Source organism: Westiellopsis prolifica IICB1 (genome assembly GCF_004323185.1).
Classification (GTDB): Bacteria; Cyanobacteriota; Cyanobacteriia; order Cyanobacteriales; family Nostocaceae; genus Pelatocladus; species Pelatocladus prolificus_A.
Window position 1 is genome coordinate 895,269 of the sequence record NZ_NAPS01000002.1, and the last position, 13,865, is coordinate 909,133.

General features: G+C 39.7%; 14 protein-coding genes. 11 read left to right on the top strand and 3 right to left on the bottom strand.

The window, feature by feature from the left end; all coding sequences use genetic code 11:
• Window positions 1–53 precede the first annotated feature (53 nt).
• From B4U84_RS18180 to folE, 3 genes are all read left to right on the top strand, one after another.
• Window positions 54–1,034 carry an acetyl-CoA carboxylase carboxyltransferase subunit alpha gene (locus B4U84_RS18180; RefSeq protein WP_131119891.1) on the top strand — a complete coding sequence of 327 codons (981 nt, stop codon included), beginning with the start codon at window positions 54–56 and terminating at the stop codon, window positions 1,032–1,034.
• A gap of 361 nt (window positions 1,035–1,395) precedes the next feature.
• Window positions 1,396–2,115, top strand: a complete 720-nt coding sequence (locus B4U84_RS18185; protein ID WP_131121002.1) for an SDR family oxidoreductase — start codon at window positions 1,396–1,398, stop codon at window positions 2,113–2,115.
• 117 nt (window positions 2,116–2,232) lie between these two features.
• A complete protein-coding gene (gene folE, locus B4U84_RS18190; protein ID WP_017310532.1) occupies window positions 2,233–2,940 on the top strand; it encodes a GTP cyclohydrolase I FolE in 708 nt (235 codons plus the stop codon).
• A 110-nt stretch (window positions 2,941–3,050) separates the two neighbouring features.
• Here the strand turns inward: folE and B4U84_RS18195 are convergent, their stop codons facing one another.
• Entirely contained in the window at window positions 3,051–3,683 is a 633-nt protein-coding gene (locus B4U84_RS18195) for a phosphoribosylanthranilate isomerase (RefSeq protein WP_017310533.1), read from the bottom strand.
• Between the two features lie 105 nt (window positions 3,684–3,788).
• On the opposite strand from B4U84_RS18195, the gene psaK reads away from it, so the two are divergent.
• Both psaK and B4U84_RS18205 read left to right on the top strand, forming a co-directional pair.
• Entirely contained in the window at window positions 3,789–4,040 is a 252-nt protein-coding gene (gene psaK, locus B4U84_RS18200; protein WP_017310534.1) for a photosystem I reaction center subunit PsaK, read from the top strand.
• A gap of 208 nt (window positions 4,041–4,248) precedes the next feature.
• Window positions 4,249–4,527 carry a photosystem I reaction center subunit X gene (locus B4U84_RS18205; RefSeq protein WP_017310535.1) on the top strand — a complete coding sequence of 93 codons (279 nt, stop codon included), beginning with the start codon at window positions 4,249–4,251 and terminating at the stop codon, window positions 4,525–4,527.
• A gap of 114 nt (window positions 4,528–4,641) precedes the next feature.
• Here the strand turns inward: B4U84_RS18205 and B4U84_RS18210 are convergent, their stop codons facing one another.
• Window positions 4,642–4,899, bottom strand: a complete 258-nt coding sequence (locus B4U84_RS18210; protein WP_017310536.1) for a helix-turn-helix domain-containing protein — start codon at window positions 4,897–4,899, stop codon at window positions 4,642–4,644.
• Window positions 4,900–5,393: 494 nt separating this feature from the next.
• Between B4U84_RS18210 and B4U84_RS18215 the strand changes: the two genes are divergently transcribed.
• The 5 genes from B4U84_RS18215 (at window position 5,394) to B4U84_RS18235 (ending at window position 12,077) form a co-directional block, all read left to right on the top strand.
• Window positions 5,394–6,644, top strand: a complete 1,251-nt coding sequence (locus B4U84_RS18215; protein ID WP_131119892.1) for a nucleotidyl cyclase domain-containing protein — start codon at window positions 5,394–5,396, stop codon at window positions 6,642–6,644.
• 246 nt (window positions 6,645–6,890) lie between these two features.
• Window positions 6,891–9,056 (top strand): cation:proton antiporter, encoded by a 2,166-nt coding sequence (locus B4U84_RS18220; protein WP_131119894.1) that lies wholly within the window; start codon window positions 6,891–6,893, stop codon window positions 9,054–9,056.
• Between the two features lie 305 nt (window positions 9,057–9,361).
• A complete protein-coding gene (locus tag B4U84_RS18225) occupies window positions 9,362–9,886 on the top strand; it encodes a hypothetical protein (RefSeq protein ID WP_131119896.1) in 525 nt (174 codons plus the stop codon).
• A gap of 261 nt (window positions 9,887–10,147) precedes the next feature.
• Window positions 10,148–11,122 (top strand): glutathione S-transferase family protein, encoded by a 975-nt coding sequence (locus B4U84_RS18230; protein WP_131119898.1) that lies wholly within the window; start codon window positions 10,148–10,150, stop codon window positions 11,120–11,122.
• 64 nt (window positions 11,123–11,186) lie between these two features.
• Window positions 11,187–12,077 (top strand): AMIN domain-containing protein, encoded by an 891-nt coding sequence (locus tag B4U84_RS18235; protein WP_131119900.1) that lies wholly within the window; start codon window positions 11,187–11,189, stop codon window positions 12,075–12,077.
• A 28-nt stretch (window positions 12,078–12,105) separates the two neighbouring features.
• On the opposite strand, the gene B4U84_RS18240 is transcribed toward B4U84_RS18235, so the two are convergent.
• On the bottom strand, window positions 12,106–12,642 hold the full coding sequence (locus tag B4U84_RS18240; RefSeq protein ID WP_131119902.1) for a DUF3172 domain-containing protein: 537 nt from the start codon (window positions 12,640–12,642) through the stop codon (window positions 12,106–12,108).
• 278 nt (window positions 12,643–12,920) lie between these two features.
• On the opposite strand from B4U84_RS18240, the gene B4U84_RS18245 reads away from it, so the two are divergent.
• Window positions 12,921–13,748: an ABC transporter permease gene (locus B4U84_RS18245; RefSeq protein WP_131119904.1), complete on the top strand. Its 828-nt coding sequence runs from the start codon at window positions 12,921–12,923 to the stop codon at window positions 13,746–13,748.
• The last annotated feature ends 117 nt before the right edge of the window (window positions 13,749–13,865 follow it).

Sequence of the window (13,865 nt, forward strand, 5' to 3'; positions counted from 1 at the left end):
AATCCCCAATCCCCAATCCCCAATCCCCAATCCCTAATCTCTATTCGTAAAATATGGCAACTACTGAACGCAAACCATTACTGTTGGATTTTGAAAAGCCTTTAGCAGAATTAGCAAACCGGATTGATCAGATCCGTCAACTTGCGGAAGAAAATGGCGTCGATGTTTCTAGTCAAATTCGTCAATTGGAAACACGTGCTATGCAATTACGTGAGGAGATTTTTACTAGCTTATCGCCATCGCAGCGCCTGCAAGTTGCTCGTCATCCCCGTCGCCCCAGTAGTCTTGATTACATTCAGGCGATTACTGATGAGTGGATGGAGTTGCATGGCGATCGCTGTGGTTCTGATGATCCAGCTTTAATCGGTGGTGTTGCTCGTTTGGGAGGGCAACCTGTGGTAATGCTGGGTCATCAAAAAGGACGTGATACGAAAGATAATATTGCCCGTAATTTTGGTATGGCAACCCCTGGGGGCTATCGTAAGGCGATGCGATTAATGAAACACGCCGATAAGTTTGGGATGCCTATTCTAACTTTTATTGATACACCAGGAGCTTTACCCACTGTGGTTGCTGAAAGACAGGGGGCAGGAGAAGCGATCGCTTATAATTTGCGCGAGATGTTTAGCCTGGATGTACCAATTATCTGTACAGTTATTGGTGAAGGTGGTTCTGGTGGTGCGCTTGGTATTGGTGTTGGCGATCGCGTACTCATGTTTGAACACTCGGTTTATACTGTGATTACTCCAGAAGCTTGTGCTGCTATTCTTTGGAAAGATGCCAGCAAAGCTTCCCAAGCAGCAGCAGTTCTCAAAATGACTTCTCACGACCTGAAAAACTTGGGCATTATTGACCAAATTTTGTCAGAACCAGTTGGCGGCGCTCATTCTGACCCCCTCAAAACTGCTCAAATTCTCAAAAGTGCTTTATTAAATAATTTAGATGAATTGGGTCGTCTCACTGCTGCTGAACGCCGACAACTACGTTATGATAAATTCCGCAAAATTGGTGTTTTTACTGAAGTTTCTCACTAAGCATACTGAAATTCTTGATTAGAATAGCAGCAATGCTATAATTGCCTATGGTTCTTAAAGATTTTTAACAATCTTTTTAACCGTAGGCATTTACGTTAATTGGCAAATCAACTCAGTTTAAAGAGTTAATTTTATTGTTTGTGCTGTTGCCAATCACCAAAACTAAGGGTGCAACCTTGATTACTAGACAAAAATCCCGATTTTGCCTGGTAAAACAAGGTAATTATATGCCCGTACTGGCATTTGTCAGGCATAATTAATCAAATTTTTAGATTTGCTTAATTTTAGGAGTAAATTTAAAGGTTTGAATAAAGTAATTGGCAATGTAATTTTATCTGCCAAAGAATTTGGAATTGATAGCATGAGTTTTGAGCAGAAACAACGCGCCCTGATTACCGGGGCGAGTAGTGGTATTGGTAAAGCGACTGCTTTGGCCTTTGCAAAAGCAGGAGTTGATGTTGCCTTGGTGAGCCGTTCTGTTGATAAGTTAGCAGTAGTAGCAGAAGCAGTGCAGCACACAGGAGTGAATGCTAAAGCTTATTCTGTGGATTTGGCTTGTGTAGACCAAGTTCAAGAACAAATTCAGGTGATCGCTCATGACTTTGGTGATATAGATATTTTGGTAAATAATGCTGGCATGGGTTATGTTGCTAGTCTGAGCCAAACTTCCCTATCTAATTGGCAAAGGGTGTTAGATTTAAATCTTACCAGTGTGTTTCAGTGTATTATGGGAATCTTGCCGGGAATGCGCGATCGCCAAACAGGCACCATCATTAACGTTGTATCAATTGCCGGCAAACAAGCGTTTCCCAATTGGGGAGCATACTGCGCTAGCAAAGCAGGTCTTCTAGCTCTTTCTCAAACTTTGGCACAAGAAGAGCGTCCCCACGGTATCCGCGTTACTGCTGTATGTCCTGGTGCAGTTAATACTGAACTCTGGGATACTGTCGGCGCTGACTTTGATCGCTCAAAAATGCTATCTCCAGAAATTGTTGCCCAGTCGATTGTACACACTGCATTGTTGCCACAGCAAGCAGTGATTGATGAGTTGACTCTAATGCCTAGCGTTGGCGTCCTTTAACAGTGATCAATTATCAGTGATCAGTGATCAGTTATCGATAAACACTGATGACTATCCGCTGTTAACTGTTTTCATTGCACAGTCATTCATATTTCAAACTTATTCAAGACTCATACCATGACTATTGTTAGCTCCAACGGTTCCAATCGTTTTCAATCTCCTTTGGTTCCCGACTTCACAGAAGCCATTACCACTAGACCCGACCGCAACACTCATGATGGGCGACAACCAGACTTGCACCCACCGCAAGAAGAACAAATGGATGAGATGGTGGAAGCAGTACGGACACTACTGTTGGGTGTAGGAGAAGATCCAGAACGTGAAGGACTACTGAAAACACCAAAGCGGGTGGCAGAAGCCATGCGGTTTTTAACCAGTGGCTACAACCAATCCTTGGAAGAAATCGTAAATGGAGCGATTTTTGACGAGGGACATAGCGAGATGGTGTTAGTCCGAGATATTAATGTTTTTAGCTTGTGTGAACACCATATGCTGCCATTTATGGGCAAAGCTCATGTTGCTTATATCCCAAATCAAAAAGTCGTAGGATTGAGTAAGCTTGCTCGTATTGTCGAGATGTATTCTCGTCGCTTGCAAGTACAAGAAAGATTAACGCGCCAAATAGCCGAAGCGGTTCAGACTATCTTAGAACCCCAAGGTGTTGCGGTTGTCATTGAAGCCACCCATATGTGCATGGTGATGCGGGGTGTACAAAAACCGGGTTCATGGACTGTGACTAGTGCAATGGTTGGTGTATTCGAGGAAGAACACAAAACACGTGAAGAATTCTTCAACTTAATACGTCACCAAGTCGCGATATTTTAGGGATCGGGGATCGGGGATCGGGGATTGGGGAAGGGAGTGTGGGAAGACAAGGGAGACAAGGGAGACAATAAATACTTGTTCCCTGTTCCCGCTCCCCTATCCTCTATCCCCTATCCCCTATCCCTCATTTTCTCAAATAATTCAGCTACTTTCTCTAAATCTTTATCTCCAGGTGCGCGTTCTACTCCACTGGATAGATCAATGCCATTGGGATTTATTTGACTTAGAGCTTCTAAAATATTATTGGGTGTCAGTCCTCCAGCTAAAAACCAAGGGCAACTGGGCTGAAATTGTTGTAATATTTGCCAGTCTAAAGTTTTACCAGTACCACCCAGATGTTGAGGATGATAGGCATCAAGTAACAATGTGTTAACGCAGAGATTGTAGATAGCTGCTTTGTCTAAATCTGTGACTGTGCGTATCCTCAATGCTTTAATAATTTCTACCTGGGGTAGAGAGTCACGCAATTGTTGACAAAATTCTGGTGATTCATCTCCATGTAACTGCACCCCTGTTAAACCACTATCAACAACAGTCTGACTGATTTGTTCAACAGACGTGTTAGCAAATACACCTATGCTGTCAATTTGCTTTGGCAGGTTTTTTACTACAGCTCGAATTTGACCGCTATTAACATAACGGGGTGAAGTGTGAACACAAATAAATCCTAATGCTGTGGCACCCAAATCAGCGATCGCTTTTCCTTGTTGTGGTTGAGTAATACCGCAAATTTTAATCCGCATAAAAATTTCTGAGATTTTTTCTAATACAAAAAGTTAGTTTTTCCCTGGCAATCTTATAATTTGTGTGGTCTACATCAATTTTTTCCTATAGGAGACAAAAGCTTGATGTCATCAATCTTATTAGCAGCAGCAGCCGCAGTTCCTCCAACACCGGAATGGAGTCCTAAAGTGGCACTGATTATTAGCATCAGCTGTTTAGTGGTTGTTTTGCTAAGTTTCAGAATTGAAAAGCCCAAAGTTGGTCCAAAAATGCCTGGACTACCTTTGAGTGTTCCCACCTTCATCGCTGCGATGGCTTTTGGTCATGTGATCGGCGTTGCTATTGTTTTGGGATTAACAAATATCGGTAGTATCTAGATCTAAATTCGGAATTTCCAATTCCAAATTTACAATTGTTTCAATTGTTTCGGTCATCCTAACTTAGGAAAGAGGATCTAACCTCTCTTAGGAATGAGGATACACCACTTGATCGGATAGAGCATGGAATGGCTGTGGAGATGCGAGGTTTCATCAGAAATTTCGTGTTTCTACAGCTAAATTATTTGTTCAAGCAGGAGAAGCAATTGTGATTTCATCCATTTTATTAGCAGTTCAAAGCACTGTCCCCAATACTTATACCACATGGGGTTTTACGGAATTTTTGTATATTACTGGTGCTTGTCTGTTATGTCTTTTGATTATTCCCCGCGTCGTTTGGTATCCTCACGTGGGTCCGAAAATGCCTTTACCTTTCCCTTCAGTTTTCAATGATCCTAGTGTTGCGACATTCTTGGCTGCGATGGCTGCGGGTCATATTCTTGGTGTTGGTGCTGTTTTAGGATTGACAAATTTGGGCATTATTTGAGCAAAAATTTTGGTGTAATACAAAAGCAGCAGATGTTTAAGCCTTGAGATGGGCTATGTCTGCTGTTTTTGCTTTGTGAGTTCTCCTTCAGAAACCTGACCTTCTTCTTATCCCTCAGAATTTCACATCTAAATTAACCCCCAATGCTTCTTCAATTTTGCGGAGGTTCTCAATGGAAAGCGCTCCTTTAAGAGTTTCCTTTTCGATGTCATACCAGTAAGTGCGTGACACACCAACCTCATCACATATCTGTTCGAGAGACTTCCTGGAATCTAGTCGAGCTTGCTTGATGCGATCGCCCAACCCTTCAATTTCAATTTCTTTGACTTGTCTTATTCGCATGATCGCACTTATTACCTCGTTATTTTCCATTAAACCATAAATTCTTAGATTGCTAACTGAAAATTGTTAGTGCGATAAAAAGAATATAGACAAGGCGTTCCGGACTCATAATCTCAAGCGCCTCTGTATGCTAAAACAATCGTTCATCGTTTTGATTATTCAAAATTGTAGCAATGACCGATACTTTCGATCAGGGTACAGAGCAAGCAAATTTATCTGTAGAGCCAATTTCATTTTCCAAAAGACACCCATCCTTCCATTGCGTTTGTAGTGTGTAAAATTATCGCAGGGTAGAATTTAACACCGATCTGAATTTCTTCTACCTTCAAAGAAGTATCGATCATCAATTGTGCATTAACTTTCTTAATAGTCTTGTTTTTCTTAACTGTCTTAACTGTCTTAAGTTTCCTTGTATTTTATCTACAGGTAATGTATCTTTATGAAGAATAATGTTGTAAACAGTTAATTGCTTGTTGAAAAAACTGTTCAACGAAAACGTCTTTTTCTGAAGAAAGTTTTAAAGCATGACTAATAAATTTAGTATTACTCAATATTCGCCTTCTCTGTTTGATATTACACAAGACATCATTGGTTCATTGCCACTAAGATTAATTAAACAGTGGTTAGAAAGTGAACAAACTCAAGAAGTAGCTTTGCAGTTACTAGAGCCATATAAAATTAAAGGTTATAGTGTATCTTCTGACTCTGCTGGACTCACCAAGCTGACTAAGCAAAAAGGGTTGTTAGAAATTTTGGCAATCATTAATCAGCCAAAAGAAATTGTGTACAGTTTTGGTACTGCTATTGGTGGTCAAGGAATTGGGATTTGGGCTGCTGATAATACCCAAATGTTTTATCCAGAATCAGTAAGTGCTGAAACTCTTTTGTCTACACTGTTGACAATCCAACGCAAAATCAGTGAAACTTGCCAAATTAAAATTGGGATCGGCGCACACTATGGCGAATTTTACTACATTAATGGTGGTTTGTATGGATTAGAAGCTGATGTCATTGAAGAGATTGCAGAAAATGAAACCGAAGGTGGCGAGATAGCTATTAGTCAAGACATTTACGATTTATTACCAGCTAATCACAATTTTACTATTGTGAATAAAGGTGAAATCACAACAAAAATTGGTAATCTTTTTCGGGTATTAGATGGTCCGAGTTTGTCTAAAGAAGTAGCGATTAACCCGAAATATCCTATTCCTTATTCTGAAACTTTTTATGCTGATTTAGTCGCTTATGAAAACCGACTAACTGATATTGAATTTAGTAAACAGTTGGCTTCTAAGTACTTGCAGAATAAAGTAGTTGTTTTAATTGAACGGGAAAGTCAAGAGCTAGAAACCTATGAAAATTCAATGTTCACTAACTTGACTTTTTCCACCACCATGAAAGATGTGGGACTGCGCCTCCTTAGCCAAGGTAATGGTTTGGAAATCAAGGTTGTTGGTAATATAGGAATCTATGTTTTTGATGAGGCGATCGCAGCTGTTAACTTTGCCCAAGCATTTCGTCAAGAGCTAGCTGCACAAGGTATTGCTTCTCGTATCGGCCTTGATGCTGGTTCAGTTTTGGTTTTTGATTTGGCTATTGGTGGCAGAGACATAGCCGGCAATCCCGTCAATGTTGCTTCCAAAATGGCTCAAGACAAAGGGCAATTTGGAAAGTTATATCTCAGTGCTGCAATGAAAGAATTAGTAGACGTAAGCCAATTTACAGAAATTACGTATACTGTTTCTGGAGTAGAATTAACTATATATGAAGGCTAAATAAACTACCCGCTCTTACTTAATTGAACAGCTGATTGCTAAATCCAGCCCGTTTGGGGTTGGATTTTTGATTTTTGTATTTAGCTTATTTTGCAATATTTATATTACTACTTGATTCTTTACTTGTAATAACAATTAACATCACATTTGAACAATAATTGCAGTTAGTAAGCTGTAAAGGTTGACATTTTCAAGCGATTTACAGAATCATCTAAGGGACAGCGGATAGTCGCTTGTGAGGAAACTATGCACACAGTTGTTCTCGTTTTAATTGAGGTGTTGATTGTTATTGGACTGTCTCGGCTAGTAGGATTAGGATTCCGGTGGATTAACCAACCATTAGTCATTGGAGAGATTGTAGCCGGAATTATGCTTGGTCCTTCTCTGTTTGGTTTGGTTGCTCCAGAATTATCAGCTACCTTATTTCCCCCTGAAACAGTTCCTTTTTTAAATGTTCTGTCTCAGATCGGGTTAATATTTTTCATGTTTCTCATCGGGCTAGAGTTAAATCCCAAATACCTCAGTGGTAATTTGGAAATTGCAGTTTTGACCTCACATGTCAGTATTTTAGTACCGTTTTCTTTGGGAACTCTGCTAGCGGTACTGCTGTATCCATTAATCTCTAACGCCAGTGTCTCCTTTACCGCCTTTGCTCTATTTTTGGGAGCAGCGATGTCGATTACCGCTTTTCCGGTATTGGCACGAATTATCACAGAAAATAACCTGCAAGGAACACGGTTGGGAACATTAGCGTTAACTTGTGCTGCGGTAGATGATGTCACGGCCTGGTGCGTTTTAGCAGTGGCGATCGCAGTTGCACGCACAGGTAGCATTGTTGCTGCTTTTCCTACCATTGTTGAAAGCTTCCTATACATCGGCGTCATGGTGACTTTGGGAAGAAACTTTCTCTCTCGCCTTGCTAACTATTATCGCCGTAATAAACGTCTCAATCAATTAGTTTTAGCGTTAATTTATGCAGGAGTAGTTACTTCAGCCTTAATCACAGAATTTATTGGTATTCACTTGATTTTTGGGGCATTTTTACTAGGGGCTATAATGCCGAAAAATGCTGGCTTAGTCAGAGAATTAGCACTAAAAACAGAAGATTTCGTCTTGATTTTTCTCTTGCCAGTGTTTTTTGCTTACAGTGGTCTGAGGACGCAAATTGGTTTGCTCAACAGTCCGGAATTATGGTTATTATGCTTATTGGTGTTATTGGTGGCGATCGCAGGCAAATATGTAGGCACTTATGTAGCAGCTAGAGTCAGTGGTATTAATAACCGAGAAGCTTCTGCACTTGGTTGGTTAATGAACACTCGCGGTTTAACTGAGCTAATTGTACTTAATATTGGTTTGGAGTTGGGTGTAATTTCACCGTTACTTTTCACCATGTTGGTGATTATGGCTTTAGTTACGACATTTATGACTTCACCACTGCTAGAGTGGACTTATCCCAAAAAACTCATCAAGTTAAACGTAGTAGAAACAGAACCAGAAACAGATGTTGATGCTGAGATTGTTGATCGTCCCTACAGAGTTCTAGTACCAGTTGCCAACCCAGATACTCAAAAAGGTTTAGTACAATTAGCAGTAGCGATCGCAATAAATCATCAACAACCCACTATTGTTAATCCCCTCAGCCTCATAGAACTACAAGAAGATTATGCTTATGAGAGTACACCAGTTGAGGCAAATCGATTAATTCAGGAACGACGTCAACTTTTGGATGAATTGATTCAACGTTTAGAACCACCAGCAGCACGTTGTTATGTTCACCCCATTGTTCGTGTCTCCAACAACGTTGCACGGGAAACTATAGAAATAGCTGCACTCGAACAAGCAGATTTAGTGGTTGTAGGATGGCACCGTCCCGCTTTTAGTAATAATCGCTTAGGTGGACGAGTTGGTCAAATTCTGACAGCTGCCACGGTTGATGTTGCAGTATTTATTGATCGAGGTGAAGAACGGCTAGAAAGTTTGTTAGTACCCTATTCTGGGAATATTCATGATGATTTGGCACTGATTTTGGCTTTGAGATTATTAGTAAATCGTGATACTTGTCATTTGCAAATATTACAGGTGCTATCCGCTCATCAAATCAAAGACGAATTAAGTTACGAATTGCAAACTTTAATGGAGCAAATGCCTAGTAGTGTGAGCGATCGCATTAGCATCAATACAATCGAAGCGACAGATCCTGTACAAGCCGTAGTCGCAGCTTCTCAAGGTGTTGACCTCACAATTGCAGGTGCTAGCCGTACCTGGGGTATAGAACGTCAAACACTGGGAAGATATACAGATGAGCTAGCGATCGAATGTCGTTCCTCACTACTCATTACCCGTCGTTACAGCAAAGTCATTTCTCATCTTACCTCTGTTCTGAATGAGGCTAAATCAGAAGTTACTAGTTAGAAATTTAGTAGTGGTCATTAGTAGAGACGCGATAAATCGCGTCTGTACAATAGTCATTGGTCATTAGTCATTTGTTATTAGGTTTTGTAACTTGCGGTCTGTCGATTCGTGCCTATTTACTGATAAATTCTGAATGATGAATTATGAAAAAGTTGATCATTCATAGTTTATAAGTCATAATTTATCTTCGATTATTAAGTACCCTTACAAAATTAATTACACTTTCTTCAAATTGTTTTCTGTTCTCTGTTAAGAGTTCCTTGACCTCCACGAATTAATTTAATTTTGTCTAACCATTTATTTTTATGAATCATTTAAATTTCAAATCTCTATCTTTTTATGGTGTCGCAATTTTTTCAGTATTACTATTGTTTAAAACTGTCACTAATTATGGAGAAAATAATTTAAAAGCTCCCCCTTATCTCAAAGAAAGCTATAGTCTGAAATTTGGAGAGAAGTTCTCTGATTGTAATCAACCAGACACGGTCATCTTAGATATTCATCAATCAGGAGTGTACTTAAATGGAGTTTTATTACCAACAAATCTTAATTATCAACAAATGTCTACTCTAAAAGAACACTCTACTCTCAATGGTAGATACAAAAACCAAAATATTAGTTTATCGGGATATATTCCTAATTATATCCTCTGCAAAAATACAGATGTGATAGATAAAAAAGCTCAGAGATTAGTCAATCTACAAATGCAAATCGAAAAACAAGATAATTTAACTGGGCAGATGTCAATCAGTGGTATTAATAAACCTATTAAAGTTAGTGCTGTCCCTCAAAAAAATCAAGATAATCCAGAAAATTCAAATAGTCATTGAAATTTTATAGTTATTTGCAGGTGAATAGAATACCTCTGTGAACTCTAAACTTAGTTCTCAATAAACCTCAGCAAATTTATTCTTAAGAGTATAACAACGAAAGTCAGAGGTAATGTATATATTTCGTTGATAAGGTATTCAAGACCTTTTTCAGATGTTGATTCCTGATGGGAATTCTAATATGAATTTATTTCTAGTGCTTTTATCGAATTAAATAGAGCAGTAAAGACACAATTACATCATCACGCTTAGGAGACAATTATGACATCAGGAATCATGATCTCAGGTAAATGGATTAGTGATAGAAATGAGCAAAATCAAAGCGGTGAGTTCCATGAGATACCAACAACGTTTCGCGATCGCGTGAGTGCAGATGGAACTAGCGGGTTTAAGGCAGAAATAGGACGGTATCACCTCTACGTTTCCTTGGCGTGTCCCTGGGCGCATCGCACCTTAATTATACGAGAACTCAAAGGTTTGAATGATGTCATCTCAGTCTCTATTGTCGATCCGATTATGAGCGACAAGGGTTGGAAGTTTTCTCAAGCACCTGGAGCTATTCCCGATTTGGTAAATCACGCACAATATTTACAAGATATCTACCTAAAAGCCGATCCCAAATATACAGGGCGAGTCACCGTTCCAGTGTTGTGGGATAAGCAAACTCAAACAATCGTCAACAACGAATCTCGCGAAATTATGCGGATGTTTGATGTAGAGTTTGCTTCCTTAACAATGCAAAAAATAGACTTATATCCACACGATCTACAACAGCAGATTGATCAAACAATTGATGCAATTTATTTGCCAATCAATGCTGGTGTATATCGCGCTGGTTTTGCGACTTCACAAACAGCCTATCAAGATGCGGTAACAGAACTCTTCGAGAATTTGGATCGATGGGAAGTCATTCTGAGCAAGCAGCGCTATTTATGTGGGAAGCAACTCACGGAAGCTGATATTTGTATGTTTACAACACTGTATCGCTTCGATTCAGTGTATTATGGTCACTTTAAATGCAATTTGCGGCGAATTCTCGACTATCCAAACCTGTGGAATTATCTAAAAGATCTATATCAGCGTCCTGAGTTTAAAGCAACCTGTAATCTCGACCATATCAAGCGTGGCTATTACATGAGTATGATCGATATAAATCCCAATCGAATTGTACCGAAAGGGCCAATCATCAATTTTGATGAGCCACATGATCGTTTCGCACTTAATCGTAGAAATTAGCACATCTATATAAAAATGGTGCAATAATAGCTCTCAGTATTTACTGAGATAACAGTATAAAATAATGAAAAATCTATTAAAAAACAAGCTTTTCTTTAAAATTAGCTTGTTTAGCTTATACACAGCATTGACTCTCGAAGCTGGTAGTAGTAGCGCCGTACCAGTATCAAAATTAGAAGACTGGCGTTTTGATCCACAGTCATTACAGCTAGAAATTTCCCTCTCTGCACCTTCACAACCGCTCTATTTCTTTCTCTCTCAACCTTCTCGCATAGTTGTAGATTTACCAAGTACTAAATTGGGTGATGTTTCCACTCAACAAAATTTTTCTGGGGCGATAAAAAGTATTCGTATCTCGCAATTAAATGCAGATGTGACTCGCCTTGTTATGGACTTAACACCTGGTACTTTTATAAATCCCAACCAGGTGCAACTACAACCTGTTTCTCCACAAAATCCCACACGTTGGGTTCTACGTCCTGTTACCGTTAGCAATAACGCATATTCAACACCGACAAACATTTTTCCTGCGTATCAGCAGACACCAAATCCAGGTATATACAACCCACCTCCACCTTCGAGCAATCAACCTCTTCCAACCACCAGTTACTATAACCAACCATTAACAAATAGCTATCAACCATCAATCATCAACAACCAACCATTAACAAATAGCTATCAACCATCAATCATCTACCAACCATCAATAACCAACAATCAACAGCAGCCTTTGGTGACTGTACCACCCTTGCTTCCTAATAACCCTTCTCAACCACTAAATTTAACTCTTCCTCCAGCTATTTTTCCCAACCAGTCTGGTAATCTCAATAGTATTCCTTTTTTCCCCACACCAAACTTACCAAATTATCCCCTTCCTGACACTTCTAATAATCAAATCACCAATCCCAATTCACAACCAATTGAGTTTGGTCAACCTCTACCTAAAAACAAATGACCAATGACCAATAACAACTAACTTCATACTAAAATCTATCTGTTTCTATAGGTGGTGCAACCGCTCCTGGGTCAGTAACAAAGAAGTTTTTCGCTGCTTCATTTTGATAAACACAATTAATGTCAGGTTTTTGACCCAAGTCACCTGTATAACCAAAAGTGTTCAGACGATTTTTGCATTCTCTAACCTGTTCGTTTGTTACCAGCTTGCGTTGCTCTAAAATCGCCCAGTTATTAGTACGCAAAACGCATCCTGGACGCATACTCGGTTGAGAAACATAAACATTAAAGGGGTTGAGGGTCACAAATAACCTGGTATCCATTACCATTGCACTCGCTCCATACTGCACACAAATCTCTGGGTTTGGTGCTTTGGTATCAATAAATTCACGGGAAGCGACGTTAGTTGGTGTAAATGTCGCTGTAGAGCTAAAAGCAATACCAATCCCTATACCCAAAACAAACACCCCTCCCAAGATTGCTATGGTGGTGAAATTAAACATTGGGGATTGGAAAAGAGAGGGTTTAGGAGGTGTAGTTGTTCTACCAGCAGGTTTACGTCTCATTGTCGCTTTGTTCTCTTTACATTTTGGACGGTCGGGAGTGGTTTGAGTTCCTCTCCTTATATATATCAGTATGACTTAGCTGTCATTGGTCATTGGTTATTTGTCTAGAGACGCGATTCATCGCGTCTCTAGACAATGGTCATTAGTAGAGATGCGATGAATCACGTCTGTACAATTCCTTGTCTCCCTTCTGTTGTCCTCTTTTGCTACTTCTGCTAGTAGATTATCAAGAAATGTTAAATAATTAATGAGGAATCTTTATACATAATTGTAAGAAAGTGATTTATCAGCGATCGCTATTTTCTAACCAGGGTTTTAAAGTTTCGCAGTTTCAAACTTTTCTAACAGATATCCTCACTGTCTTGTGGGGAGATTGGTTAAAATTACGTGTCAGAATTGTCCAAGTAGCCGCATCAGGGTTAATATCTCCACTAATCTATATTTTGGCTTTTGGTTTGGGTTTGGGTAGTTCCATTCGACCAGGTTCAGGAATTAGTGGTAGCTATAATAACTATTTAGAATTTATTTTGCCAGGCATGGTGGCTCTGTCGTCAATGACAATTAGCTTTAGTGGGACGACATTTTCTATTTGTGGAGAAAGACTTTTTACCAAAAATTTTGAGGAATTGTTACTCGTCCCCGTACATCCCCTAGCTTTGTACATAGGTAAAATGCTAGCGGGAGTTGTACGGGGATTGATGACTTCCGGTTCTGTAATTTTGGTTGCTTTATTGTTCACCGGAAATTGGAGATTTCTCCATCCCCTATTTTTGTTGTTGCTGGTACTCAATTGTGCTGTGTTTGCAGGATTAGGAGTAATTGTAGGGTTGACAGTGCGATCGCTCGAATCGGTGGGACTCTACAATAACTTCATCATCATTCCCATGTCTTTCTTAGGAGCCACATTTTTTGATCCAGGTACATTACCAGGAATTCTCAAAATAGTAGTTTACCTATTACCTCTTACCTACGCCAGCATCGGACTACGTGCAGCTGCTTATTTACCCTTATCCCAGTTTCCCTGGTACAGTGTACCAATTTTACTAGCAATGGCGATCGCTCTTTCTCTGTGGGGTGCGCGTCTATTTTCTCGTCAACAGGATTAACATCCTCCCTACGGAGTTCAAAGACTCGACGACGGAGTTCAAAGACTCGACGACGAGTATCAAAGACTCGACGACGGAGTTCAAAGACTCGACGACGGAGTTCAAAGACTCGACGAC